Source organism: Allobosea sp. 10L417 (genome assembly GCF_056395485.1).
The window spans coordinates 175,115-200,733 of sequence record NZ_JBFTJP010000006.1; the positions used below are offsets into that span (position 1 = coordinate 175,115).

Here is a 25,619-nt window from a genome sequence, read left to right on the forward strand (position 1 = left end):
TGATGAACCTCGCCGCGCTATAAGCGCTTTCAACTGGTTCCGAGCTGCGTTCGTCCTCGCCAAGAGGTCGTCTGGCCTTTGCGGAGGGCGACATCCAATGTCTTCCAACGTCATCGATTTGGTCGGGGCCGAAAGGGCGCCGCGCAGCCCGCATGCGCCGCGGGTGCTGATCTACAGCCATGACACTTTCGGTCTCGGCCATATCCGCCGCTGCCGCGCCATCGCCAATGCGCTGATCGCCAGCTTTCCGCACATCTCGGTCATCATCGTCTCCGGCTCTTCGGTGATCTCGAGCTTCCAGTTCGGCGACGGCATCGACTATGTCCGCATTCCCGGCATCGAGAAGCAGAGCGACGGCCGCTACGAGCCGCATCATCTCAATCTCGATCTCGGCGACACGCTGCGGCTGCGCACCGATCTCATCAAGCAGACCGTTCTTTCCTTCGATCCCGACGTCGTCATCGTCGACAAGGAGCCCGTCGGCCTGCGCGGCGAGCTGAAGCCCTCGCTCGACATCCTGCGCCGCCGCGGCGCTCGCATCGTGCTGGGTGTGCGCGACGTGCTCGACGATCCAGCCACACTGCTGGAGGAGTGGCGCCATAGCGGCGCGCTCGAAGCGCTCGACACCATCTATGACGACATCTTCGTCTACGGGCTGGAGGGCATCTATCAGCCTCTGATCGGCCTGCCCGAACAGCAGCGTTTCGCCGACAAGATTCGCTATGTCGGCTATCTCAAGCGTGCGGTCCCGAGCCCGATGCCGCCGAACCGCTATCCACGGATCACGAAGCAGCCCTTCGTCCTCGTCACCCCCGGCGGCGGCGGCGATGGCGCCGGCGTGATCGACTGGGTGATCTCGGCTTATGAAGCCGACCCGACCATCGCACTGCCGGCGCTGATCGTGTTCGGGCCCTTCATGTCGCGCGAAAAGCGCAAGGACTTCGCCGAACGGATCGCCCGCAACCCGAAGCTGGAGGGCCTCGGCTTCGAGCCTCGCCTCGAGCTGCTGATGAATCGGGCGCACTGCGTCGTGGCGATGGGCGGCTACAACACCTTTTGCGAGATCCTCTCCTTCGACAAGCCGGCGCTGATCGTGCCCCGCGTGAAGCCTCGCCTGGAGCAGGCGATTCGTGCGCAGCGCGCGGACGAGCTGAGCCTGGTCGAAATGCTCTGCGACCCCTCGCAGACCGGCGAGGGCGAGCGCGATCCGCTCGTGATGGCGAGGGCGCTCCACGCCCTGGCGAAGCGACCGCCGCCATCGCAGGCCTTCATGCCCGATCTGCTCGAAGGGTTGCCGGCGATCAGCCGCGCGCTTTCGGACGATCTCTCGCAGACCGTGCGCGGCCGGGCTCTCGCGCAGAACGCTGCGACCAGCTGACCCGGTGCTGCCGGCGCGGCATCGCGCCGCTGGTCAATGCTCGGGCTCCGTTCTACAGGCTTTCAACATGACGCTTTCGAACACTCTCGTCTCGGTCGCGGTCGGCGCCGTCTCCATCGTGCTGCTGCTGGGCCTGGCGAACATGCTGCGCGGCGGCAGCGCCGACACCTCGCAGAAGCTCATGCGTCTGCGCGTCGTGCTGCAGTTCGTCGCGATCATCCTGATCGTCGCCGTGCTCTGGTACCGCAACGGCTGACCTTCCGCGGCATCCTGCCCAATTAATTGACGTCATTGATGTTTCGCGAACGCTTGGCTGTGAACGGAGCCTTGGCCGCACGGGCTCTGCCACATTCCGAACACGAGTATGTGTGCTTCACTAACGCCTGCTCTCTCACACCCCGCCGAAGGCCCATGGTTCGCGTCGCGTTGCTGCTCCTCGCCGGTTGTCTGGCGGCCTCCTCTGCTCAGGCACAGACCCGCTCTCTGTCCGGCAACGTCTCCAGCTACGCTCCCGCGACAGAGCCGCCGGCCCCGGCCTGGGAAACGCGCATCGGCGCCGGCCTCGCCAACCCAGGCGGACGCGAAGGCGGCCTCGTCAACGTGGGAGCTGAAGTGCTCTCGCCCCGCCTGATCCCCCTGCAGGACCGAATCGCCGCGGCCTTCATCCCGCGCTTCAACCTGGGCACCAGCCTGAACTTCAACGGCACGCGTTACGCCTATGCGGGAGCGACCTGGAGTTTCGACGTCACCCGGGACGTCTTCGTCGAGGCGAGCTTCGGCGCCGCCGTGAACGACGGCAAGAGCGGCTTCGTCGTTCCCGAGAATCGTCTCAATGTCGGCTGCAACACCGGCACCCGCGAGGCCGCGGCACTCGGCGTGCGGCTCTCCGATCGCTGGAACCTGGTCACCACGCTCGAGCATTTCAGCACGGCAGGCTGCGGCGACCGTGCAGGATCCTCTCCGCGAGGCCCGGCCAATATCGGCGCCCGGCTCGGCTATACGTTCTAGCAACCGGCCTCGGCAGAAAACCGCACTTCCGTCCCCGCCGCGCCGCGTTATAAGCGTGGCATGGTCAAGCTGAATCGCATCTACACCCGCACCGGCGATGACGGCACCACCGGGCTGACGGCCGGGCCGCGTCGCCCGAAATTCGACCTGCGGGTCGCCGCCTACGGCACCGTCGACGAGACCAATGCCTGCATCGGCCTGGCGCGCCTCCATGCCGCGGGCGAAGACGCCGAGGTCGATGCCATGCTCGGCCGCATCAGCAACGACCTCTTCGATCTCGGCGCCGATCTCTCCACGCCGGAAACTGGCAAGGCGCTCGCCTTCGAGCCGTTGCGGATCGTGCAGGCGCAGGTCGATCGCCTGGAAGCCGAGATCGACCGGATGAACGAGAGCCTTGCACCCCTGCGCTCCTTCGTCCTGCCCGGCGGGACGCCCGCCGCGACCCATCTCCATCTCGCCCGCACCATCAGCCGCCGCGCCGAACGGCTGATGACGGAACTGGCAGCCATGGAAGGGGAAACAGTCGCCCCGCCAGCGCTCAAATACATCAATCGCCTGTCGGACTTCCTCTTCGTCGCCTCCCGCTTCCTCAATGCGAAGGCCGGCGGGGACGTTCTCTGGGTGCCCGGCCAGAATCGCTGAGGCGCGCCATGTTCCTCCCCCTGCATGACGGAGTGCCACTTCGTTTCATGCGAACTCCCTATGTCACCTACGCGCTGATCTGTGCCTGTCTAGCAGCCCAGGTTGCGCTCTGGTTCTGGCCCGGGGAGAACGCCGAGCTCGCGATCATGGCCGGCTTCGGCATGATCCCCTCGGTGCTGTTCGGCACAGCGCAGCTGCCGGAAGGGCTCGCCCATCTGCCGCCCTGGCTGACGCTGTTCAGCAATGTGCTGCTCCACGCCAATCTGGCGCATCTGGCCGGCAACATGCTGTTCCTCTGGGTCTTCGGCGACAATGTCGAGGACGCGATGGGCCATGCCCGCTTCCTCATGTTCTTCTTCCTCTGCGGTCTCGGCGGTTCGCTCATCCACGCCGGAATGTATCCGGATTCGGAACAGCCATTGATCGGCGCCTCCGGCGCGATCTCCGGTGTCATCGCCTCCTATCTGATGCTCTATCCGCAGGTCCGCATCTGGGGCGTCGCCTTCAACTGGATTCCGATCCATATCCCGGCGATGTACGCGCTCGGCGGCTGGATTCTGCTGCAGGCCGGCTCGGCCTTGTTCCAGACCGACGGCAATGTCGGCTGGTGGGCCCATCTTGGCGGGCTTGCGACCGGGGCCGCGCTCACCCCGCTCTTCATTCATCGCAGCGTGCCCTTGTTCGGCCGCCCGACCATCGGCGGGTAAGCCCGTGCGCTTTTGCCCCTCCGACCAGACCTTGGACGACGTTGACAAGCCCAAACCGGCGTCGCTACGGTCCCTGCGCATTCCAGCCGAGGGCCGCGATGCCGCCACTCTGCCGTCTTGGACGGCGCGGCGCGAGGCGCATCTCTTCTGAACGGTGATCTGACGATGAAGATCTTGGTGCCCGTCAAGCGGGTGGTTGATTACAACGTGAAAATCCGCGTGAAGGCGGATGGGTCCGGCGTCGAGCTGGCCAATGTGAAGATGTCGATGAACCCGTTCGACGAGATCGCGGTGGAAGAGGCGCTGCGCCTCAAGGAAGCCGGCAAGGCGAGCGAAGTGATCGTGGTCTCGATCGGCCCGGCGCAGGCCGCCGAGACGATCCGCACCGGCCTCGCCATGGGCGCCGACCGCGGCATCCTCGTGAAGGTCGACGGCGTGGTCGAGCCGCTCGCCGTCGCCAAGCTGCTGACGAAGGTGGTCGAGCAGGAAGGGCCCGGCCTCGTCGTCCTCGGCAAGCAGGCGATCGACGACGATTGCAACCAGACCGGCCAGATGCTCGCCGCGCTGCTCGGCTGGGCGCAGGGCACATTTGCCTCCAAGGTCGAGTTGGCCGCGGATAGCGTCGACGTCACCCGCGAGGTCGATGGCGGCCTGCAGACCGTCACCCTCAAGCTCCCGGCGATCGTCACCACCGATCTGCGCCTGAACGAGCCGCGCTATGCCTCGCTGCCGAACATCATGAAGGCGAAGAAGAAGCCGCTCGACGAGACCTCGGCCGAGACGCTCGGCGTCGACGTTGCGCCGCGCCTGAAGGTTCTGAAGACGGTCGAGCCCGCCGGACGCTCCGCCGGCGTCAAGGTGGCCAACGCCGCCGAACTCGTCTCCAAGCTCAAGACCGCCGGGGTGATCTGATGACCACGCTGCTGATCGCCGAACACGACAACGCCTCGATCAAGGACGCCACCGCCAAGGCGCTGACCGCCGCCGCCCAGCTCGGCGCGCCCGTCCACATTCTCGTGGCCGGCCAGGGCGCCAAGGCCGCGGCCGACGCGGCCGCCAAGCTCGCCGGCGTCGAGAAGGTGCTGCTCGCCGATGACGCGGCCTACAGCCATGCGCTGGCCGAGCCGCTGGCGGCGCTGATCGTGAAGCTCGCAGGGGCTTACGATGCCATCGTCGCGCCCTCGACCACCACTGGCAAGAACGTGCTGCCGCGCGTCGCCGCGCTGCTCGACGTGATGCAGGTCTCGGATGTCAGCAAGATCGTCGCGCCCGACACCTTCGAGCGCCCGGTCTATGCCGGCAACGCCATCCAGACGGTGCAGGCGACCGACGCCAAGAAGCTGCTGACCATCCGCACCGCCTCGTTCCAGGCGGCAGGTGAAGGCGGCTCGGCTGCCGTCGAGGTCGTTTCGGCCGCCGAGAACCCCGGCAACTCGTCCTTCAAGGGCGAGGAGGTCGCCAAGTCCGACCGTCCGGAACTCGCTTCCGCCAAGATCATCATCTCGGGCGGCCGCGCGCTCGGTTCGGCCGAGAACTTTGGCAAGGTGATCGAGCCGGTCGCCGACAAGCTCGGCGCCGCGATGGGCGCCTCGCGCGCCGCGGTCGATGCCGGCTACGCCCCCAACGACTGGCAGGTCGGCCAGACCGGCAAGGTCGTGGCTCCCGAGCTCTACATCGCCGTCGGCATCTCCGGCGCGATCCAGCACCTCGCCGGCATGAAGGATAGCAAGGTCATCGTCGCCATCAACAAGGACGAAGAGGCCCCGATCTTCCAGATCGCCGATTACGGCCTCGTCGGCGACCTCTTCACCGTCCTGCCCGAGCTCGACGCAGAACTGGCGAAAGCCGGCAAGTAAGGCATAGACCATCGTTCCGGGCCGCCTCAGGGCGGCCCGTTCCGCTCCCTGCGGGAGCATAAGAAGACTATCCGGGATCAAACCATGTCGGACCACGCGATCAAGACGATCGGTATCATCGGTGCAGGCCAGATGGGCAACGGCATCGCTCATGTCGCCGCGGTGGCCGGGTTCGACGTCAAGCTGCACGACGTCGCCGAGGACCGGATCAAGGCGGCGCTCGCCACCATCGACGGAAACATGGCCCGCCAGGTCCAGAAGGGCGCCCTCGCCGACGAGGATCGCCGCGCCGCCGTGCAGCGGATCGAGCCTGCGGTCGGCCTTGCCGATCTCGGCGATTGCGATCTCGTCATCGAGGCGGCGACCGAGAACGAAGAGGTCAAGCGCAGGATCTTCACGGCCGTCTGTCCGCATCTGAAGCCCAAGGCGATCCTCGCCTCCAACACGTCGTCGATCTCGATCACCCGGCTCGCGGCCGCGACCGACCGCCCCGAGCACTTCATCGGCATCCACTTCATGAACCCCGTGCCGCTGATGCAGCTCGTCGAGCTGATTCGCGGCATCGCCACGGACGACGGCACGTTCGAGCGTGCCAAGGCCCTCGTCGGCCAGCTGCACAAGACGGTTTCGGTCTCCGAGGACTTCCCGGCCTTCATCGTCAACCGCATCCTGCTGCCGATGATCAACGAGGCCGTCTACACCCTCTACGAGGGCGTCGGCTCGGTCGAGGCGATCGACACCGCCATGCGGCTCGGCGCCAATCATCCGATGGGCCCGCTTCAGCTCGCAGACTTCATCGGCCTCGACACCTGCTTGTCGGTGATGCAGGTGCTCCATGACGGCCTGGCCGATTCGAAATATCGCCCCTGCCCGCTGCTGGTGAAATATGTCGAGGCCGGCTGGCTCGGCCGCAAGACCAAGCGCGGCTTCTACGATTATCGCGGCGAGAAACCCGTTCCGACCCGCTGACGAACCGGGGCCGGCGGGCCAGAACCCGCCAATCGACCGAAATCACCACGATCTGCCTGCCGGCTGCCACGAGCGAGGAAGTACCTCGCCCGTGCGAGAGCGTTTGTCGCACCCGCAATAAGTTCCTTCACATTCCTGTCGTCTCGCGCTTACATTGATCTGAGGGCGGGATTCGTCCCGCTTGACGAAGCGGAGGTGCGACGGGTTTGACGGCGCATGTGATGCATCCGATGGCATCGCCGGACGGCTGTCCGGCCCTGGTCCTGAACGCCGATTTCCGGCCGCTCAGCTACTATCCCTTGTCCCTTTGGAGCTGGCAGGACGCGATCAAGGCGGTCTTCATGGACCGCGTCAACATCGTTTCCGAATACGACACGGTCGTCCGCAGCCCGAGCTTCGATATGCGGCTGCCCTCGGTCGTCTCGCTGAAGAGCTACATCAAGCCCTCGCGGACGCCGGCCTTCACCCGCTTCAACGTCTTCCTGCGTGACCGTTTCGCCTGCCAATATTGCAATACGCGCGACGAGCTGACCTTCGATCACGTCATCCCGCGCTCCAAGGGCGGCCTCACCACCTGGGAGAACGTCGTCGCCGCCTGCTCGCCCTGCAACCTGCGCAAGGGCGACAAGATGCCGGCCTCCGTCGAGATGTTCCCGGCCCAGAAGCCCTACGCGCCGACGGTCAACGACCTCCACCGCAACGGCAAGCTCTTCCCGCCGAACTATCTCCACGAGAGCTGGCTGGACTATCTCTATTGGGACTCGGAGCTGGAGCCGTAAGGCCTGGGCAGCAGCAGCTGTATGCCTAGCCACCGGGGGCGTTTGTCGTATGCCCGCCTTCACCTGCCGGCTGCTTGAGGAATTGACTCAACAGATCCACCGGCAGCGGGAACACCACCGTCGAGGAGCGCTCGCCCGCGATGTCATGCAGGGCCTCGAAATAGCGCAGCTGCATGGCTTGCGGCTCCGCTGCCAGCATGTGGCCGGCTTCGACCAGTTTTGCCGCGGCCTGCTGCTCCCCGTCGGCGTTGATGACCTTGGCGCGCCGCAGCCGCTCCGCCTCGGCCTGCTTGGCGATGGCGCGGACCATGCTTTCGTTGAGGTCGACATGCTTGATCTCGACATTGGATACCTTGATGCCCCAGGCATCGGTGCGCTGGTCGAGAATCTCCTGGATGTCGCTGTTGAGCCTGTCGCGCTCGGCCAGCATCTCGTCGAGTTCGTGCTTGCCGAGCACCGAGCGCAGCGTGGTCTGGGCCAGCTGGTTGGTGGCGGTCATGAAATCCTCGACCTGGATGATCGCGCGCTCGGCATCGACGATGCGGAAATAGAGCACGGCATTGACCTTCACCGAGACGTTGTCGCGTGAGATGACGTCTTGCGGAGGCACGTCCTGCACCACGACGCGCAGGTCCACGCGCACCATCTGCTGGACGAAAGGCACGAGGATGATGAGGCCCGGCCCCATGACCCCCGTGAAGCGACCGAGCGTGAAGACCACGCCGCGCTCATATTCTCTCAGGATGCGGATCGCCGCCGACAGAAAGAAGGCCGCCAGCAGCGCAATGATCAGATAGGCCACGTAACCGACCATCGTCGTCATCGTCGTGCTCCATCGTTCGCCGCATCGCGCCGCCGGACGGTCAGGACGAGGTCGCGGACCGCGGTCACCTCGGCGCTGTCCCCGGGCGTGATGGGCTCGTTCGCTCTCGCCCGCCAGCGTTCGCCGAGCGCCAGCACATGGCCTTCGCGGCCGTCCCAGTCGAGGATGTCCACGGCAAGCCCGCGCATCGCCTCGCCGCCGACGCGGGGCGGGTTGCGCCGCGCCGCCCAGACATAGGTGCCGGCCAGCAGCGCGAGCCCCAGCGTCACCGCCGCAGCGGGGCCGATGATCGCCCAGGATATGGCGAAGCCCGGACCCTCGACCTGGAGCAGCATGGTCGCACCGAACAGAAAGGCGGCCGCGCCACCGAGCCCGAGCACGGCCGTCGGATTGAAGGCTTCCATGATGAGAAGGGCGACGCCGAGCAGCATCAGCGCGAGCCCGGTATAGTTGATCGGCAGCAGATCGAGCGCGTAGAGGCCAAGCAGCAGGCAGGTGGCGCCGACCACGCCCGGCGCCACCGCGCCGGGGCTGATGAACTCGAAGACGAGACCGTAGACGCCGACCAGCATCAGGACGACGGCGATGTTCGGATTGGTGATGACGGAGAGAAGCTGGGTGAACCAGTCCGGCTCGAGCGTCTCGACGGCTAGGCCCTTGGTGGCCAGCACTTCCTTCTTGCCGGCAACGTCGACGGTGCGGCCATCGGCCAGTTGCAGAAGCTCGGTCGTGTCGCGAGCGACGAAGTCGATGACATGCTGGTCGAGCGCCGCGCTGGCCGACAGGCTCGCCGCCTCGCGCACGGCCTTTTCGCCCCAATCGCCGTTGCGTCCGCGCAATTCGGCGAGCGAGCGGATCAGCGCCACCGCGTCATTGGTCACCTTGGCGAGCATCGCGTCGCCGGCCGGTCGCCCGCCAGCGTCCTTCCCGTTGCCGCCCGGGCCGTTATCCTTCTCGCCGCCGGGGAGCGAGGGTAGCCCGCCCATCTCCACCGGGGTGGCAGCCCCGATATTGGTGCCGGGCGCCATCGCCGCGACATGGGTGGCGTAGAGGATATAGGTCCCCGCACTCGCCGCATGGCCGCCCGCCGGCGCGACATAGCCGATGACGGGAACGGGCGAGGCCAGGATGTCGGCGATCATCTCGCGCATCGACGTGACCAGGCCGCCGGGCGTGTCCAATTGGAGGATGAGGACTTCGGCATTGCGCCTGGCCGCAACGCTCAGCGCTTCCTTGAGCTGGCGCGCGCTTCCCGGACCGATCGCGCCGTCGATCGAGATGCTCAACGCGACCCGTTCCGCCGCCGTTCGGGCCGGCGAAAAGGAAGAAGGAACCGCTGCGGCTAAGACGGCCGCTGCAAAAAGGGCCACCCGCACGAGTCTCACGGTCAGAACTCCGTGGAATCTATATGGGCTCGATTCCAGCGAAGTCCATGACGTCGGCGACAGCGGCGGAGATCACGACCTCTCCTGCCAGGAGATTGCGCCCTTGGACACCTTCGCCCATTCGGCTCGCGACCGCGGGCGAGTGACCGGCGCCCGATTCGCAAGGATCTAGCAGATCGAGCGGAGCGATCTAGGGAGCGCCGACCGCCTTGCCGCGCAGCAGCCCGAAGATTGCGAGCGCGAACAGCCCGGCCGAGACGAGCGCATTCCAGCCCGCAAGCGACAGGCCGAGGAAACGCCATGCCGCTTCCGAGCAGGCGACGATCCGGGCCGTCTGCAGTTGCTTCATGAAATCCTGCATCCCCGCTGCGGCTGGCGCCGCGCCCCCGCAATCATTCGGCCCGACGAACCAGCCCCATTCGACACCCGCGTGATAAACGCCGAGCCCTGTGCTCCAGGCCATCAGGCCCGCAAGTCCCAGCAGAGCAATCCACTGCAGCAGCGGCGAACGCGCGAGCACCAGCGCGGCCAGCGCCAGGCCGATGGCGGCATAGTGCGGCACGCGTTGCTCGAGGCATAGTTTGCAGGGCTGCAGATGGATGACCAGCTCGAAGAACCAGGCTCCTCCGATCAGGGCAAGGCTCGCAAGCCCGATCAGCGCGATCAGCCGCGGCAGGGTGAGCAACCGGCGGGGATCGGGGGACGCAATGGCTGAAGAGGCGGTCATGGCAGGGCTCAGCAGGAAAGCAGCTGGCCCGAACCTGCAACGAGCTTGAGGCCGAAATAAAGCACGATCAGCACGGCGGCGCCGAGGACCGCGATCACTTTCAGGCGACGTTCGATGAAGTGCCGGATCGAGACGCCATAACGACGCAGCAACAACGCCAAGGCGAAGAAGCGCGCCCCGCGCGCCAGCACGCAGGAGATGACGAAGAAGGCGAGGCCGATATGGACCGCGCCGGCCAGGATCGTCACGACCTTGATCGGCGGCAGATGCGCCAGACCCGAGGTCGTCAGCAGGATGAGCGTCATGTCCGGGCCTGCGCAGGCGCGCAGGGTCTCGAAGGCGTCAAGCTTGCCGTAGAAAGCGAGCACCGGCTTCGCCAGCGCCTCGAAGGCGTAGTACCCCAGCGCATAACCGGCGATGCCGCCGAGCACCGAGAACAGCGTCGCGATGAAGGCCAGCCGGTAGGCCCGCTGCGGCCGCGCCAGAGCCATCGGCACGAACAGCACATCGGCCGGGATCAGGAAGAACGAGCTCTCGACGAAGGCGACGATGGCCAGCCAGAGCTCGGCGCGCGGCCGGGCCGCGAGCGACATGGTCCATTCGTAGAGGCGCTTGAGCATGGCGCTCTAGACCATGGGGCGGCGCGTGACGCAACGGCCCGCGCGCTCCGGGAGGATTGTCGCGGCACCGGTGTGCCATCCTTGCAAGAGCCGTGCGTGAAACACTCCGCGACCTTCAGAGCACAGCGCACTGAAACCTGTCGCTGCTGCCGTTCCACCGATTGACCGGCATCGGCCGATCGGTATAGTCCGCCCGCCTGCATGGGCCCCTGTGGCGGAATTGGTAGACGCGCTCGACTCAAAATCGAGTTCCGCAAGGAGTGCTGGTTCGATCCCGGCCAGGGGCACCAAAAATCTGCTTCGCAGACAATCGAAAAGCGCTTCGACCCGCCGGTTTGGCGGGCCTTTGGCTTTTCCGGCCTTCTCTGGCGTTCGTCGATGGGCGCGAGAAGATGTTGGCCTCTGATGAGCACAGGCCAGCATCTGCCGCCGAGACGGGTTCGTGCCGCGTATGGATCGTCATCTCGACGGGCCCCGGCTCGATCAACTGATGCGGATGCCTTGGGCGGCTAGGGCGCTAGCTCCGATCCAAGTCGCCCCGGCCAATACAGAGTTCCCTCCGTCGGCGATCTTCAATTCACGTTCTTCGCGCCCGGCCCTAGCGAGAGTATTGTGGTTCGCTGACGACGCTGCGGGATCTGCGAGGCCATGTCGTTCGTTATGGCCATGCAGAGCGTCACAGCCGGAACTCAGGGCCGGCTCTGAGGAGAGAAGGCGATGTCGGGACATGCTCTTTTGACCGCACAGACGGTCGAGGACTGTATCATCGACCAGGGCTGGGAGCGGTACACCCCCGAGGACCACGCGATCTGGCGCATGCTGTTCGAGCGCCAGCAGCGCACCCTGAGAGGCCATGTGTGCCAGGAATATCTCGACGGCCTCGCCGCGCTGGGCATCGGCCCCGAGGGCGTGCCGAATTTCGCGCGCATGAACGAGCGGCTGCGGCGATTGACCGGATGGGAGGTGGTGGCGGTGCCGGGGCTCATCCCGTCGCGTCCCTTCTTCCAGATGCTGGCCAACCGCCAGTTTCCGGCCGGCACCTTCATCCGCAGCCGCGAGCAGCTCGACTATCTGGAGGAGCCCGACATCTTCCACGATGTCTTCGGCCACGTGCCGCTGCTGATCAATCCCGCCTATGCCGACTACATGAACGAATATGGCCGCATCGGGCTCGTCGCCGTCGAGACCAAGGGCGTGAAGTTCCTCGCGCGCCTCAACTGGTACACCATCGAATTCGGGCTGATCCGCAAGCCCGAGGGCGTCCGCATCTACGGCGCCGGCATCGTCTCGTCCTTCGGCGAGGCGAAATATGTGGTGGACGACCCTTCCGCCCACCAGCTGGCCTTCGATCTCGAGCGCGTGCTGCGCACCGGCTATTACATCGACGATTTCCAGGCGACCTATTTCGTCATCGACCGCTTCGAGGATCTGTTCGAGCTGCTCAGGAGCGAGGATTTCACCACCCGTTTCGAGGAGCTGCGCGCCCTGCCGGCCCATACGCCCTTCGAAATCCTGCCGCAGGATGTGGTCCTCCGACAGGGGACCGGCCATTTCTGGCGCGAATTGCCGGCCACGAAGACCAAGCTGAAGTGAGTTTGGGCTTGTCGCTGTCGAGAGAATGCAGCATCAGCCATTGCGCCTCGCACGGAGGACCGCAGGGGCCGGCCAATCCGATCGTCGTCACCATTCGCACGCGCCCCTTTGCCCGGACAACGCCGCGCAGTGCGAGCGACGGGCGAGCGTCCTGCCTGGCGTAGCGTTCGCAGCGCCGACGGGCCTTCGTTCGAGCGGCTTCCGCCTCGCACGACAACAGACGGCTCTTGCGCGGGAAACCGCGCTCCTTCATGGCATGGATGAGGCGTTACCGATGAGACTTGCCCTCTCGCCGGAGCGCGCTCTGCCGCTTCGAAAATCGGGAACCAGTCGCTTTGCGCATTCTCGTGATCAATCCCAACACGATGCCGGAAATGACGGCCCTGGTCGCGCGGGTCATCGAGCCCTATCTGCCGCCGGATACGACGATGGTGCCGGTGACCGGACGCTTCGGCGCGCATTACATTGCCAGCCGCAGCGCCAGCGTCGTGGCGGCCCATGCCGCGCTCGAGGCCTTCGCCGAGCACGGCCATGGCTGCGATGGTGTCTACCTCGCCTGCTTCGGCGATCCCGGCCTACTCGCGCTCAAGGAGATGGCGCGCGTTCCCGTCATCGGCATGGCCGAAGCCAGCAGCCGCCTCGCGGCGCAGAAGGCCGAGCGCTTCGCCATCGTCACCGGCGGGGAGCGCTGGGGGCCGATGCTGCGGGAGTTCGTCGGCTCGATCGGCCTCGGCGGGCGCCTTGCCGCCGTCGAGACCGTCGCGCCCACCGGCGCCGACATCGCCCGCGACCCGGACGGCTCCATCGCCATGCTGGCCGAGGCCTGCCGCCTTGTGGCGCGGCGTGATGGCGCCGGCGCGGTCATCCTCGGCGGCGCCGGCCTCGCCGGTCTTGCCGCACGGGTGCAGCCGCATGTCGACATCCCCGTGATCTGCTCGGCCGAAGCGGGCGTCCGGACGCTATTGGACGCGCTGGAGCAGCCCTTGCGCAAGCCCGGGAGCGGCGACCTCGCCTTGCCCGCCCCCGTCGCCAGCACCGGCCTGTCCGACGGCCTGGCCCGCCTGCTGGCGCAGCCCTGACACCCGATCGAGGCGCCCGCACAATCCCCGGACGCCCCGTTGTCCTCGCTCAACCCTTGCCGGCAAGCGAGACACCGTTGAGCCCGGCGATCCAGTCGGAGAGCATCGGCACATAGTCCTCCCCGTGCCCGCTCGCCACCGCCGCCGCATAGCTGTTCTTGACGGCGTTGCCGATCGGGTTGGCGATGCCTGCATCGTTGGCCACGCTCTCCAGATAGCGCACATCCTTCAGGGCGTTGCTGAGTGTGAACTTGTGGGCGTCGCGGTCGCGCTCCAGCACGTATTTCATGAAGGTCTGGTAGAAGCCGCAATCCATGCGGCTGCCGCGCAGCACGCTGTCGAAGGTCTGCGGCGTGATCCCGATTTTCTGGCCGAGCGTCAGCGCCTCCGCGTAGATCGCCGCATAGCCCAGCGAGAGGAAGTTGTTGATCAGCTTCATCTTGTGCCCGTCGCCGACAGGCCCGAGATGCACGATTTTCTGCGCCCAGGCCTCGCAGGCGGGCTTGATCCGGGCGAAGATCTCCGGCGCGGCGCCGACCATCGCAGAAAGCTGTCCCTGTGCCGCCTGAGCCGGGGTGCCGCCGAGGGGCGCATCGGCGAGATGCAAGCCCTTCGCCTCCAGCTCAGCAGCAAGCCGCACCGTCACCGTTGGGTCAGATGTCGAGCAATCGACGATCACGGTGCCCGGCTTGGCCCCCGCCATGATGCCGTTATCGCCCTTCACCACCGCCTCGACCTGGGCCGAGCCTGTGACGCACAGGAAGATGATGGAGGAGCGCGCAGCGAGCTCCTTCGGCGTCTTCGCCTCCACTGCACCGGCCGCGACCAGTTCCTCGACCGGCTTGCGGTTGCGGTGCCCGATCACGGTGAGCGGGAAGCCCTTGTCGACCAGATTGCGGGCCATGCCCTGCCCCATCAGGCCGACGCCGATGAAGCCCACCGACTCTTTGGTTGCAGTCATCTTCAAATTCTCCCGCTGATATGGTTGAGATGAAACGGAACGTGAAGAAAACGGCCCGACTCGCCGGCGATCGCGAGGTCAGCACTCACAGTGGACGAGACATGACTGCCGACGGCCCGCCCGAGACCAGCCGGACCAGAAGCCCCAACCCGGCGGGCATGGCCGGTCGCAGCCGTGTCACCCTGCAGAGCATCGCCGACCACCTCTCGGTCTCGACCGCGACGGTCTCGCTGGCTCTGCGCGGCTCGCCGCTTGTCGCCGAGGCAACGCGCGAGCGCGTACGCGAGATCGCCCGCTCGATGGGCTACAGCTACAACCGCAGCGCCGCCTCGCTGCGCACCGACCGGACCAACATCATCGGCGTCGTCTTTCACGACATCACCAACCCCTATTTCGCCGAACTGCTGGCTGCGATCGAGGAAACGGCAGGCCGCCATGGCCGCTCGATCCTGCTCGGCACCTATGCGGAAGATATCGAGAAACAGGCGCGCGTGCTCGGCAGCCTCGCCGAATACCGCCCCGACGGCATGATCCTCTGCTCGGCCGGCGGCAGCACGGCCGAGAGTCTGGCGCCGCTGATCGATGCCGGCGTCCCGATCGTGCAGCTCTCGCGCGAGGTTGCCGGGATCGATCTCGATTTCGTCGGCTCCGACGACCGGCACGGCACCACCCTGGCGATGGAACATCTCATCGGCCTCGGCCACCGCCGCATCGCCTTCCTCTGCGCGAATGAGAGCATCTCGACCGGGCGCAACCGCTACGCCGGCTATCGCGAGGCATTGGCCCGTGCCGGCCTGCCGCTTGATCCGGCGCTGGTCCATTTCGACTTCGGCACCCGCGAAACCGGCCATCAGGGCATCCTCAAGGTGCTCGACGCCGCTAACCCGCCGAGCGCGGCGGTCTGCATGAACGACCTCGCCGCCTTCGGCGCCATGCTCGGCCTGCGTCATCGCGGGCTCGAAGCCGGGCGTGATTTCTCGATCGTCGGCTGCGACGACGTGAAGGAGGCGGCGCAGTGGTTCCCCGCTCTCACAACTGTCTTCAATTTCCAGAACGACATGGGCGCCAAATCGGCGGAGTTCCTGCTGAACCGCATCGCCGATCCCGCTGCGCCGACCCAGCGCCTGCTGCTGACCCCGGCGCTGATCGTCCGCGGTACGACCTGCCCACCGCGCTAGGTCCTCCCCCCTCGAGCCCTCACTCCGAGGAGCGCTTCGCAGAAGCGCGTCTCGAAGGATGGGCGAGATGTCTCCAGAGCCTCCCGGAGCATCCCTCGAGACGCCGCTGCGAGGCTCCTCAGGATGAGGGCTGAAGTCTTCGACCACCGGATCAACACCGTTCAGGCATCGTTGGCAGGTTTGGCGTTGAGCGCGCGATAGGCTCTGACCACCTGCGAATCGTCGCGCCCGCCATGGCCGAGGCCGGAGGCCGCGAGGAACATCTGATGCGCGGCGGCCGCGAGCGGCAGCGCCGTCTTGGCCGCGCGCCCGGCATCGAGCACGATGCCGAGATCCTTGACGAAGATGTCGACGGCGCTGGCGACGGCCGGATCGGGCTCGTGCATGCGCGGCCCGCGATCCCGGAGCATCCAGGAGGAGGCTGCCGAGCCACCCATGATCTCGAACAGCAGCCGCCCGTCGATGCCGGCCTTCTCGGCCAGCGACAGCGCCTCGGCCGCCACCGCGATATGGACGCCGCAGAGGAGCTGGTTGACGGTCTTCACCGTCGCGCCCTGCCCCGGCTTGTCACCGACATGGAAGACCTTGTCGCCGAGCGCATCGAGCACCGGCTTGGCCCGCGCGAAGCCTTCGGGCGCCGCGCCGACCATGATCGTCAGCGTCCCGCCCTGCGCGCCTTTGACGCCGCCGGAGACCGGTGCATCGATGAAATGTCGGCCGGTCTTCGTGACCTCTGCCGCAATTGCTTCCGCCTCGCCCGGCGGGCAGGTCGCCATCAGGATCACCGTCGCATCCGGCGCCAGCGCCGCGAGCGCCCCGGCCTCGAACAGCACGGAACGCGCCTGAGCGGCATTGACCACCATGAGCACGAGCGCATCGGCACCTTTGGCTGCGTCGGCTGCACTCTCCGCGGCCTGCCCCCCAGCCGCGGCAAGCGCCTCCCGGGCCGCGTCCCGCATGTCGAAGCCGGTCACGCGGAACTGCCGCTTGACCAGGTTCTCGGCCATCGGTGCGCCCATCGCGCCGAGCCCGATGAAGGCGATGCTGGAAATCGTCATAACAATCCTCTGGTGGGCTCCACCGTCATGCTCGCCCTTGTGGCGAGCATCCACGTCTTGAACACCGGCCTCGCCGAAGAACGACGTGGATAGTCGGGACAAGCCCGACCATGACGGCCAGCCAGGGCGTGACCCGATCCTGATTCTACAGAGCCTATTCCTTCACCGCACCGGTCATCGACGCAACGTAGTAGTCGACGAAGAAGGAATAGAGGATCGCCACGGGAATCGAGCCGAGCAGCGCACCGGCCATCAGCGAGCCCCAATGGTAGACGTCGCCCTCGACGAGCTGAGTCAAAACCGCGACCGGCACCGTCTTCTTCTCCGCCGACTGGATGAAGGCGAGCGCATAGATGAACTCGTTCCAGGACAGGGTGAAGGCGAAGATGCCGGCCGAGATCAGGCCGGGCATGGCGAGCGGCAAGGTGATGCGCCACAAGGTCTGCAACCGCGTCGCCCCGTCGATCATCGCGCATTCCTCAAGCTCGTAGGGGATCGACTTGAAATAGCCGATCAGGAGCCAGGTGCAGAACGGAATCAGGAAGGTCGGATAGGTCAGGATCAGCGCGAGGGGCGAGTCGAACAGGCCGAACTGGAAGATCAAAGTCGCGAGCGGGATGAACAGGATCGAGGGCGGCACGAGATAGGCGAGATAGATCGCCAAGCCCACATACTGCGAACCCCTGAACCGCAGCCGCTGGATCGCATAGGCGGCAAGCACGCTGGAGAACAGCGAGAGCGCCGTCGCCACCGCCGCGACCATCATCGTGGTCCAGAGCCACTGCGGATAATCGGTCTGGAACAGCAACCTGTTGATGTTCTCGAGCGTCGGCGACTTCACCCAGAACGGGTTGTTGTTCTTGTAGTCGAGCAGCTCCGCGTTCGGTTTGATCGCGGTGATCGCCATCCAGTAGAACGGGAACAGCAACACCAGCAGGAAGAGCGACAGCGGCAAATAGAGCATGATGAAGCGCCGCGGGCCGGACGACCAGTCGATGACGCCTTCACGCTCCTTGTCCTTGAGCTGCGGACGCGCGCCGAGGGCTTGATCAGTCATTGTCTTCCCCCTGCTGCCACTTGCGCCGGGCAAGGCCGAAATAGCTGAACAGCGTCGCCATCACGAGGAACGGGATCATCGCCACCGCGATCGCCGCGCCCTCGCCTAGCTGGCCGCCGGGGATGCCGCGCTGGAAGGCGAGCGTCGCCATCAGATGCGTGGCGTTGACCGGCCCGCCGCGGGTGATGGCGTAGACGAGCTGGAAATCGGTGAAGGTGAACAGCACCGAGAAGGTAAGCACGATCGCCAGGATTGGCATCAGCATCGGGAAGGTCACGTGCCGGAAGCGCTGCCAGGCATTGGCGCCGTCGAGCATCGCCGCCTCGTACAGCGCCGGCGAAATGGTCTGCAGGCCGGCGAGAAGCGAGATCGCGACGAAGGGGATGCCGCGCCAGATATTCGCGGCGATCAGCGAGAACCGCGCCGGCCAGGGCTGGCCGAGGAAGTCGATATAGGTGTCGCGCCAGCCGAGCACGTCGACCAGCACATAGGAGATGATCGAGAACTGCGGATCGTAGATCCACCAGAAGGCGATGGCCGAGAGCACCGTCGGCACGATCCACGGAATCAGGATGATCGCCCGCAGCAGCGACTTCATCGGCAGATGGTTGTTGAGCAGCAGCGCCAGCCACAGGCCGAGCGCGAATTTCCCGATCGTCGCCACCCCCGTATAGAGCAGCGTATTCCAGACCGCGGTGATGAACACCCGGTCGTACCAGAGCGATTGGAAATTCTCGAAGCCGATGAAATGGCCGGCGCGGCCGATGCGCGTATCGGTGAAGGCGAGCCAGATGCCCAGCCCCAGCGGGTAGCTCAGGAAGACGAGCAGGAACCCGGCCGCGGGCAGCAGGCAGAGGAAGATCAGGAACGGTTTGTAGTCGAACAGACGCACCAGCCAGTTTTGCTGCAGGCTGTGGACGGTTCGCGATTCGGCGGCAGCTATGGCCATGGCGCCCTCGCGTTCGGGTCGGCAGTTGCATCGACCGAAAAGGGGAATCCACTCTTCGGAAACATCCGATGCGATAAGAACTCAAGAGGCCGTCGCTGTCGCCGATCGGACGCGCGACGATCCCGTCGGCCGCCGGACGAGCCGGCGGCCTTGAGAGGGCCGGATCAGGTCCGGTAGTAGCGCTTGGCGCGGCGCTCGGCTTCCGCGGCGGCTTCCTCAGGCGTCGCCTGGCCGGCGCAGACGGAGGCGACCATCTGGACGACGACATATTCGGCGTTGACCGTGCCGGCGGCCTCGTTGATCGAGCCCTTGTAGCCGCTCCACAGCGCCCGTTCCCAGGTGTCGCGATAGACCAGGATCTTGGGATCGGCCGACCAGACCTTGCTCTCGGCATAAGCCTTCAGCGGCTGCGTCCAGTAGCCGTAGCAGCCGGTCAGCCACTTGTCGTACTGCTCCTTCTCCATCATGAAGCGGAGATATTCCTTGGCCGCGTTCGGGAATTTGGTGTGCTTGAACGCCATGGCGTTGATCACCAGCGCCGGCTCAGACGGACGCCCGAACGGGCCGACCGGCATGGTCGCGTGGTTCAGATCCTTGGCGATCGCGGCGGTCTTCTCGTCCTTCGAGTTCTTGATCGAGAAATAGAGCGAGACGCCGTTCTGGGTGACGCCGATCTCGCCCGCCGTCAGCGCCTTGTTGTTGCTGATGTCGAGCCAGGAGAGCGTGCCGGGGATGAAGGTCTCGTAGAGAGCCTTGGCATATTTCAGCGCCGCGATCGTCTCCTTCGAATTGATTGCGACCTTGTTGTTCTCGTCGACCATGTAGCCGCCATGGGTCCAGACGAGCCAGTTGCAGAAGGCGTTGCCGTCACCCACCGCGTTGCCGAGCGCGAAGCCGGCGGGATGGCCGTTCGCCTTGAGCTTGCGGCAGAGATTGAGGAAGCCGTCGAGATCCTTCGGGAAGGTGTCGAAGCCCGCTTCCTTGACCCAGGATTCACGATAGACCGCCGGCGCGCCGGAAGCACCCATCGGGATCGAGATCCACTGGTTGGTCTTGTCCTTCTTGCCGTATTTCTCGGCGATCGGGTACCAGCCGCCATATTTCTTGCCGAGATCCTCGGCGATGCCAGTGAGGTCGATCAGCTTGTCCGAGAAGATGTGCGGGTCGTCGGCCCAGCCGACCACGACGTCGGGGCCGGCGCCGGTATTGGCGGTCACCGCGGTCTGCGGGCGCAAATCCTCCCAGCCGGCATAGTCGACGCGGACGGGCACGCCCGTCGCCTTGGTGAAGGCTTCGGTATTCTCGTTGAAGATCGCCTGGTCGGGATCGACGAATTTGGTGGGGCGCAGCACGCGCAGCGTCGCCCCCTGCTCGATATTGGCCTGCGCGATCGCCGGCGCGAGCGGCAGCGTTGCCCCGGCTGCAAGCCCGGCGCCGCCGATCAATACGTCTCTTCTGGAAATGCTCATGAAACCGTCTCCTCCGTGGGTGCGGCGGAGGCCTACATGGGACCTCCGTCCTGCATCGATTATGGGCACTGAACAGCCATTATCCACCGCCCGATCCAATGGGCGGCGAATTTCTGAGAGGCGGCACCGGCCGGAGCGCGTCAGCCTGCCCGGCGCCGGCTCTGAACGCGTGCCAGAGGACGCGTGGTCCGCCCGGGCCGTTGCGCGGCCCGAATGGCGCGAACTCTAGAGGCGCTTGCCGGTCGCAGCGTCGAAGAGATGCGTCACGCTGGTATCGGGCGTGATCCCGATGGTTTCGCCCGGTTTGGCTGTGATGCGCTCACGGAAGATGCAGGTCAGATCCTGCCCGCCGCAGCGGACGACGACCTGCGTCTCCGACCCCATCGGTTCGACAACCGCGACCTCGGCCTTCAGGCCATTCGGGTCGAGCTGGAAGTGCTCCGGGCGGATGCCCAAAACAGCCGCGCGCCCGTCGGAATTCGCCGGATGCTGGCCGATCGGCCAGACGACTCCGCCTTCGGTCTCGAAGCCATTGCCCGTGATCTTGCCCTTGAGCAGGTTCATCGACGGCGAGCCGATGAAAGCCGCGACGAACAGGTTCGCCGGATTGTCGTAGAGATCGAGCGGCGCGCCCATCTGCTCGACGATACCGTCATGCATCACCACGATCTTGTCGGCCATGGTCATGGCCTCGATCTGGTCGTGCGTGACGTAGACCGTCGTGGTCTTGAGGCGCTGATGCAGCTCCTTGATCTCGGTGCGCATCTGAACGCGAAGCTTGGCGTCGAGGTTCGAGAGCGGCTCGTCGAACAGGAAGACCTGCGGGTCGCGGACGATGGCGCGGCCCATGGCGACGCGCTGCCGCTGACCGCCCGAGAGCTGGCGCGGATAACGGTCCAGCAACTTGTTCAGGCCAAGGATCTGGGCAGCCTTGTTGACGCGCTCGTCGATCTCGCTCTTCGGCGCCTTCCGGAGCTTCATCGAGAAGGCCATGTTGTCGGCGACCGTCATATGCGGATAGAGCGCATAGTTCTGGAACACCATGGCGATGTCGCGCTCCTTCGGGGGCACGTCGTTCACCACGCGCGGTCCGATCCGGATCTCGCCGCCCGAAATATTCTCGAGTCCCGCGATCATGCGCAGCAGCGTCGACTTTCCGCAGCCCGAGGGGCCGACAAGGATGACGAATTCGCCGTCGTTGATGTCGATGTCGACGCCGTGGATGACCTGCGTCGACCCGTAGGCCTTGCGTACATCGGCGATCTGGACTGAAGCCATGCCGTCCTTCCCTGCTTTCCGTTCCCTCGTCGCACAGCCCGTCGTCCAGGCGTCACGACCACAATCGGCTTCTGATGACCGAATGATGAAAGCGGACCTCGCCTGCTTCGGGCGATTGTGTCCGCTCCAGTCTGCGATAAAGTCATACGATAGAAGCGGGCGTGTCAAGCGCCGCCATGGTCAGCGCCGTGCCTCGGAAGCGAGGCTGCGGCGAGACTGCAAAGGGAGGCCCTGACATGCGCGTGCGCGACTTCTCGCGTCCGACGACGCTTAACCCGGACCGGCTCTTCGGCCAGGTCGCGCAGAAGCTCGCGGTCGCTGTCATCACCGGCCGCATCAAGGCTGGCGAGGTCCTGCCCAACGAGGATGACCTGCGCTCGGACATCTCGGTTTCCCGCACCGCCTATCGCGAGGCGGTCAAGATCCTGACCGCCAAGGGACTGGTCGAGGCGCGCCCGAAGAGCGGCACCCGCGCCGCGCCGCGCGAGCGCTGGAATCTGCTCGACCCCGATGTCCTGTCCTGGCATTTCGAAGCGGACCCGAACGAGCGTTTCATTCGCGATCTCTTCGAGTTGCGCCGCTTCGTCGAGCCCAGCGCGGCCCGCCTCGCCGCCCAGCGCCGGACCTCCGCCGACATCGCCCGGATCGAGGCCGCCTATCGCGGCATGGTCGACGGCCGGCCCTATGCCGAGGCGACCATCCGCGCCGACCTGGCCTTCCACGAAGCGATCTTTGCAGCCGCACAGAATGCCCCGCTGCAATGCCTCGCCAGCGCCGTCATCGCGACGCTGCAATGGTCGATGCTGCTCAAGACCGGCGACGAGCAAGCCTATATCGAGTCGCTCCCCGACCACGAACATGTCCTGCTCGCCATCATCGACCGCGACGGCGACCTCGCCTCCGCCCGGATGGCCGGGCTCGTCATCGATAGCCTGAACACGACTCTCGCCTCGCTCGGCACGCATTACGCCACCGAGACGGGAAAAATCATGCGAATAAAGCATACTAAATAAGCGCCTCGCGCTCCGGCGCGAGGCGTCATCGGGTACCGCTCATGCAAAGGCGTCGCTACAATGCAACGCCGGGCAGCGTAGTCTCATTTTAATCGATTCAGAAGCAGCGAATCAACATTCCTTCCAGCCCTACGGACAATGTGACGATGACAGTCTCCTCCAAGCCCGAAATCATCCAGACGGGCCCGCTGATGGCCTATGCTGCCGATCAGTTGAAGGCCCGCTTCACCGTCCATGAGCTGTGGAATGCGTCTGATCGCGCCGCTCTGCTCCGCGAGGTTTCCGGCCGCGTACGCGGCGTCGCGGCCGGCGGCGGCCATAACCGCGTCGATGGCGCGCTGTTCGATGCGCTTCCCAAGCTCGAGATCGCCTCGAGCTTCGGCGTCGGCTACGACCATGTCGACGCAGCCGAGGCCGGCCGCCGCGGCCTTGTCGTCACCAACACGCCCGACGTGCTGACCGACGAGGTCGCCGATCTCGCGATCGGCCTCCTGCTCTCGACCGTGCGTCAGCTCCCGCAGGTCGATCGCTATCTGCGCGAGGGCAAATGGCTGAAGGGCAACTATCCGCTCACGACGTCGCTGCGCGGACGCAAGGTCGGCATCGTCGGCCTCGGCCGTATCGGCAAGGCCGTGGCGCATCGCATCGAAGCCTTCGGCCTGCCGGTCGTCTATCACGGCCGCTCGCGCCAGGAGGATGTGCCCTATCGCTACTATCCTTCGCTGGTGGAGATGGCAGCTGACGTCGACACGCTGATCTCGGTCGCGCCAGGGGGCACCTCGACGCATCACATCATCAATGCCGAGGTACTGAAGGCGCTGGGTCCCAACGGCATCGTCGTCAATGTCGGCCGCGGCACCGTCATCGACGAGCAGGCCCTGATCAAGGCGCTGCAGGACAAGACCATCCTCTCCGCTGGCCTCGACGTCTTCGAGGACGAGCCGCGTGTGCCGGCCGAGCTGATCGCGATCGAGCATGCCGTGCTGCTGCCCCATGTCGGCTCGGCCTCTGTCCATACCCGTGAGGCCATGGGCCAGCTTCTGGTCGACAATCTCGTTTCATGGTTCGATGGCAAGGGTCCGCTGACGCCCGTGCCGGAGACCCCATGGAAAAAGGCCTGATTCGCCGGCTTCTGCCGCTATTCCTCCTTGGCGCCGGCGCCCTGCCGGCCGCCGCCCAGCCGGCGCCGCTTCCGCGCGGCGCCGGCAAAGCCCCGGACGCGATCCGCCGCTGGCTCGGCGCCTGGGACCTTGAACTGGCCGGCGCGACCCGTAGCTGCACGATCACGCTCGGTGCGGACGCCTCCGGCAACGCGCGCCAGCTGCGCTTCCCGGCCACCTGCCGGCGCGCTCTGCCGATTCTAGACGATGCAAGGGGATGGGCATTGGCGGCGAACGGCCAGCCACAGCTGCTCGACGCCGGCGGCAAGGAACTCGTCGGTTTCCAGAAGGGCTCCCCCGAAGCAGGACTCGACGGGAAGGGCGGCGACGGCAAGGCCTATCGGCTGCTCTCCAAGGACCATCCGCGCGTAGCAGCCGCCGCGCCCGCCAATTCCCCCTCCGCCCTTGCGTCAGCGGCCCAGCGGCCGACCATCGTCGATCCCGCAAAAGCCCCTGCGATAGAAACATTGCCGGGGCGCTACGTCCTGATGCGCCAGCAGAACCGGGAGGCTTGTCGGCTCGTCCTGTCGCCGCCATCAGCCGGCGGACAGGCCCCCGCAGCGCTGGAGGGCGCCTGCCAGGATACGGGACTCACGATCTTCGACCCCGCCGGCTGGCGTTATGCCGGCGGCAGGCTCACGCTCGTCGCCCGCCGCGGCCACGGCACCGATCTGATTTTCGAGAATGGCCAGTGGCGCAAGGACCCCCCAGTCGGCGCGCCCCTCCTGATGCGCAAGCTCGTCCCATGAGACATGCCGCGCGGCGAAAGCTCGCGCGGCGCAGGCAGGCTAAGCTGCCGCGTCCGCGGGCTTGAGCACGCCGCGGCGAATCTGGTCCTCTTCGATCGACTCGAACAGGGCGCGGAAATTGCCTTCTCCGAAGCCGTCATCGCCCTTGCGCTGGATGAATTCGAAGAAGATCGGTCCGAGGACGGTGCCCGAGAAGATCTGCAGCAGCACCTTGCTCATCCGGCCAGCTTTCTCGCCAAGCGCGACAGCGCCTTCGCCGTCGATCAGAATGCCGTCGGCCTTCAGCCGCTCGACCGGCTCGCCATGGTTCGGCACGCGCGCATTGACCTTCTCGTAGTAAGTGTCCGGCGGCGACGGCATGAAAGGCAGGCCGTTGCGGCGCAATTGCTCGACGCTGGCATAGATATCGCGCGCGCCCATCGCGACATGCTGGATGCCCTCGCCCTTGTAGAGGCGCAGATACTCCTCGATCTGGCTCTTGTCGTCGAGCGACTCGTTGATCGGAATGCGGATCTTGCCGCAGGGCGAGGTCAGCGCCCGCGAGATCAGGCCGGTCAGTTTGCCCTCGATGTTGAAGAAGCGAATCTCGCGGAAATTGAACAGCTTGCCGTACCAGCCGGCCCAATGATCCATGCGCCCGCGATGGACGTTATGGGTGAGATGATCGAGATAATAGAGCCCAGCCTGCTCGGGATGCGGGTCCTGTTCTCCGATCCACTCGAAATCGACATCCCAGATCGAGCCCTTCTCGCCGTAGCGATCGACGAAATAGAGCAGAGAGCCGCCGATGCCGCGCACCGCGGGAATCGCGAGTTCGCCCGGCCCGATCGTGCTCTCATAGGGCTCTGCGCCGAGCGAGACGGCCCGCTCGAAGGCATGCTTGGCATCGACCACCCGGAAGGCCATTGCGCAGGCGCAGGGGCCGTGCTCGGCGGCGAAGGCCTGGGCGAAGGAATCGGGCTCGGCATTGACGACGAAATTGACGTCGCCCTGACGATAGAGCGTCACCTGCTTCGAGCGATGGCGGGCGACCGGGCGGAAGCCCATCGTCTCGAACAGGGCGCCGAGCTTCTCAGGCTCGGGATGGGCGAACTCGACGAACTCGAAGCCGTCCGTGCCCATCGGATTCGCATCGGAAATTTCCGGCGGAGCCGCATCGTGCGGAAAGGGACCCATGGCAT

The 25,619-nt window shown here is 65.8% G+C and carries 25 protein-coding genes, 1 tRNA gene and 1 pseudogene; 16 read left to right on the plus strand and 11 right to left on the minus strand.

The window, feature by feature from the left end; translation table 11 throughout:
• The first annotated feature begins 97 nt into the window (after positions 1-97).
• The 9 genes from AC1DE3_RS16605 to AC1DE3_RS16645 all read left to right on the plus strand — a co-directional run bounded on the left by AC1DE3_RS16605 (position 98) and on the right by AC1DE3_RS16645 (position 7,339).
• The gene (locus AC1DE3_RS16605; RefSeq protein WP_441510698.1) at positions 98-1,378 is read left to right on the plus strand and encodes a glycosyltransferase family protein; all 1,281 of its coding nucleotides are present in this window, start codon (positions 98-100) and stop codon (positions 1,376-1,378) included.
• 67 nt (positions 1,379-1,445) lie between these two features.
• Positions 1,446-1,634, plus strand: coding sequence for a twin transmembrane helix small protein (locus AC1DE3_RS16610; protein WP_441510699.1), 189 nt, complete (start codon positions 1,446-1,448; stop codon positions 1,632-1,634).
• Positions 1,635-1,789: 155 nt separating this feature from the next.
• Complete coding sequence (locus AC1DE3_RS16615; protein WP_441510700.1) at positions 1,790-2,386, plus strand: acyloxyacyl hydrolase; 597 nt, start codon at positions 1,790-1,792, stop codon at positions 2,384-2,386.
• A 60-nt stretch (positions 2,387-2,446) separates the two neighbouring features.
• Positions 2,447-3,028, plus strand: a complete 582-nt coding sequence (locus AC1DE3_RS16620) for a cob(I)yrinic acid a,c-diamide adenosyltransferase (protein WP_441510701.1) — start codon at positions 2,447-2,449, stop codon at positions 3,026-3,028.
• 8 nt (positions 3,029-3,036) lie between these two features.
• Complete coding sequence (locus AC1DE3_RS16625) at positions 3,037-3,735, plus strand: rhomboid family intramembrane serine protease (protein WP_476780008.1); 699 nt, start codon at positions 3,037-3,039, stop codon at positions 3,733-3,735.
• Positions 3,736-3,900: 165 nt separating this feature from the next.
• Complete coding sequence (locus AC1DE3_RS16630; protein WP_476780009.1) at positions 3,901-4,647, plus strand: electron transfer flavoprotein subunit beta/FixA family protein; 747 nt, start codon at positions 3,901-3,903, stop codon at positions 4,645-4,647.
• Entirely contained in the window at positions 4,647-5,591 is a 945-nt protein-coding gene (locus AC1DE3_RS16635; RefSeq protein WP_476780010.1) for an electron transfer flavoprotein subunit alpha/FixB family protein, read from the plus strand. Before AC1DE3_RS16630 ends, AC1DE3_RS16635 begins: the two co-directional genes overlap by 1 nt.
• Positions 5,592-5,675: 84 nt before the next feature.
• Positions 5,676-6,560, plus strand: a complete 885-nt coding sequence (locus tag AC1DE3_RS16640) for a 3-hydroxybutyryl-CoA dehydrogenase (protein WP_476852579.1) — start codon at positions 5,676-5,678, stop codon at positions 6,558-6,560.
• Between the two features lie 221 nt (positions 6,561-6,781).
• Positions 6,782-7,339 carry an HNH endonuclease gene (locus tag AC1DE3_RS16645; RefSeq protein ID WP_441510706.1) on the plus strand — a complete coding sequence of 186 codons (558 nt, stop codon included), beginning with the start codon at positions 6,782-6,784 and terminating at the stop codon, positions 7,337-7,339.
• 25 nt (positions 7,340-7,364) lie between these two features.
• On the opposite strand, the gene AC1DE3_RS16650 is transcribed toward AC1DE3_RS16645, so the two are convergent.
• From AC1DE3_RS16650 to AC1DE3_RS16665, 4 genes are all read right to left on the minus strand, one after another.
• Positions 7,365-8,162 (minus strand): slipin family protein, encoded by a 798-nt coding sequence (locus AC1DE3_RS16650; RefSeq protein ID WP_441514007.1) that lies wholly within the window; start codon positions 8,160-8,162, stop codon positions 7,365-7,367.
• The gene (locus tag AC1DE3_RS16655; RefSeq protein WP_476780487.1) at positions 8,159-9,547 is read right to left on the minus strand and encodes an NfeD family protein; all 1,389 of its coding nucleotides are present in this window, start codon (positions 9,545-9,547) and stop codon (positions 8,159-8,161) included. Before AC1DE3_RS16655 ends, AC1DE3_RS16650 begins: the two co-directional genes overlap by 4 nt.
• A gap of 190 nt (positions 9,548-9,737) precedes the next feature.
• On the minus strand, positions 9,738-10,274 hold the full coding sequence (locus tag AC1DE3_RS16660) for a disulfide bond formation protein B (protein ID WP_476780486.1): 537 nt from the start codon (positions 10,272-10,274) through the stop codon (positions 9,738-9,740).
• An 8-nt stretch (positions 10,275-10,282) separates the two neighbouring features.
• On the minus strand, positions 10,283-10,894 hold the full coding sequence (locus AC1DE3_RS16665) for a YqaA family protein (protein WP_476780485.1): 612 nt from the start codon (positions 10,892-10,894) through the stop codon (positions 10,283-10,285).
• A gap of 205 nt (positions 10,895-11,099) precedes the next feature.
• Here AC1DE3_RS16665 and AC1DE3_RS16670 point away from each other — a divergent pair.
• From AC1DE3_RS16670 to AC1DE3_RS16680, 3 genes are all read left to right on the plus strand, one after another.
• Positions 11,100-11,184, plus strand: a tRNA-Leu gene (locus tag AC1DE3_RS16670).
• A gap of 427 nt (positions 11,185-11,611) precedes the next feature.
• Positions 11,612-12,487, plus strand: coding sequence for a phenylalanine 4-monooxygenase (phhA, locus tag AC1DE3_RS16675; protein ID WP_476852580.1), 876 nt, complete (start codon positions 11,612-11,614; stop codon positions 12,485-12,487).
• Between the two features lie 335 nt (positions 12,488-12,822).
• Positions 12,823-13,566: an aspartate/glutamate racemase family protein gene (locus tag AC1DE3_RS16680; protein WP_476780483.1), complete on the plus strand. Its 744-nt coding sequence runs from the start codon at positions 12,823-12,825 to the stop codon at positions 13,564-13,566.
• Between the two features lie 49 nt (positions 13,567-13,615).
• Here the strand turns inward: AC1DE3_RS16680 and AC1DE3_RS16685 are convergent.
• A pseudogene (locus tag AC1DE3_RS16685) lies at positions 13,616-14,554 on the minus strand (NAD(P)-dependent oxidoreductase); the annotation flags it as partial.
• Positions 14,555-14,628: 74 nt separating this feature from the next.
• Between AC1DE3_RS16685 and AC1DE3_RS16690 the strand changes: the two are divergent.
• Positions 14,629-15,705 carry a LacI family DNA-binding transcriptional regulator gene (locus tag AC1DE3_RS16690; protein ID WP_476780482.1) on the plus strand — a complete coding sequence of 359 codons (1,077 nt, stop codon included), beginning with the start codon at positions 14,629-14,631 and terminating at the stop codon, positions 15,703-15,705.
• A 161-nt stretch (positions 15,706-15,866) separates the two neighbouring features.
• Here AC1DE3_RS16690 and AC1DE3_RS16695 read toward each other — a convergent pair whose 3' ends face one another.
• From AC1DE3_RS16695 to AC1DE3_RS16715, 5 genes are all read right to left on the minus strand, one after another.
• On the minus strand, positions 15,867-16,763 hold the full coding sequence (locus AC1DE3_RS16695; protein ID WP_476780481.1) for an NAD(P)-dependent oxidoreductase: 897 nt from the start codon (positions 16,761-16,763) through the stop codon (positions 15,867-15,869).
• Between the two features lie 154 nt (positions 16,764-16,917).
• Positions 16,918-17,820, minus strand: coding sequence for a carbohydrate ABC transporter permease (locus AC1DE3_RS16700; RefSeq protein ID WP_476780480.1), 903 nt, complete (start codon positions 17,818-17,820; stop codon positions 16,918-16,920).
• Positions 17,813-18,769 carry a carbohydrate ABC transporter permease gene (locus AC1DE3_RS16705; protein WP_441513998.1) on the minus strand — a complete coding sequence of 319 codons (957 nt, stop codon included), beginning with the start codon at positions 18,767-18,769 and terminating at the stop codon, positions 17,813-17,815. The genes AC1DE3_RS16700 and AC1DE3_RS16705 overlap by 8 nt, the downstream gene beginning before the upstream one ends.
• Before the next feature lie 164 nt (positions 18,770-18,933).
• Entirely contained in the window at positions 18,934-20,238 is a 1,305-nt protein-coding gene (locus tag AC1DE3_RS16710; RefSeq protein ID WP_476780479.1) for an ABC transporter substrate-binding protein, read from the minus strand.
• Between the two features lie 225 nt (positions 20,239-20,463).
• The gene (locus AC1DE3_RS16715) at positions 20,464-21,516 is read right to left on the minus strand and encodes an ABC transporter ATP-binding protein (protein ID WP_441513996.1); all 1,053 of its coding nucleotides are present in this window, start codon (positions 21,514-21,516) and stop codon (positions 20,464-20,466) included.
• 236 nt (positions 21,517-21,752) lie between these two features.
• Here AC1DE3_RS16715 and AC1DE3_RS16720 point away from each other — a divergent pair, with 236 nt between their 5' ends.
• The 3 genes from AC1DE3_RS16720 to AC1DE3_RS16730 all read left to right on the plus strand — a co-directional run bounded on the left by AC1DE3_RS16720 (position 21,753) and on the right by AC1DE3_RS16730 (position 24,438).
• Complete coding sequence (locus AC1DE3_RS16720) at positions 21,753-22,529, plus strand: FadR/GntR family transcriptional regulator (protein WP_476780478.1); 777 nt, start codon at positions 21,753-21,755, stop codon at positions 22,527-22,529.
• A 146-nt stretch (positions 22,530-22,675) separates the two neighbouring features.
• On the plus strand, positions 22,676-23,650 hold the full coding sequence (locus AC1DE3_RS16725) for a 2-hydroxyacid dehydrogenase (protein WP_476780477.1): 975 nt from the start codon (positions 22,676-22,678) through the stop codon (positions 23,648-23,650).
• Entirely contained in the window at positions 23,635-24,438 is an 804-nt protein-coding gene (locus AC1DE3_RS16730) for an AprI/Inh family metalloprotease inhibitor (RefSeq protein WP_476852581.1), read from the plus strand. The genes AC1DE3_RS16725 and AC1DE3_RS16730 overlap by 16 nt, the downstream gene beginning before the upstream one ends.
• Before the next feature lie 39 nt (positions 24,439-24,477).
• Here the strand turns inward: AC1DE3_RS16730 and hppD are convergent, their stop codons facing one another.
• On the minus strand, positions 24,478-25,614 hold the full coding sequence (gene hppD, locus AC1DE3_RS16735; protein ID WP_476852582.1) for a 4-hydroxyphenylpyruvate dioxygenase: 1,137 nt from the start codon (positions 25,612-25,614) through the stop codon (positions 24,478-24,480).
• Positions 25,615-25,619: the final 5 nt, after the last annotated feature.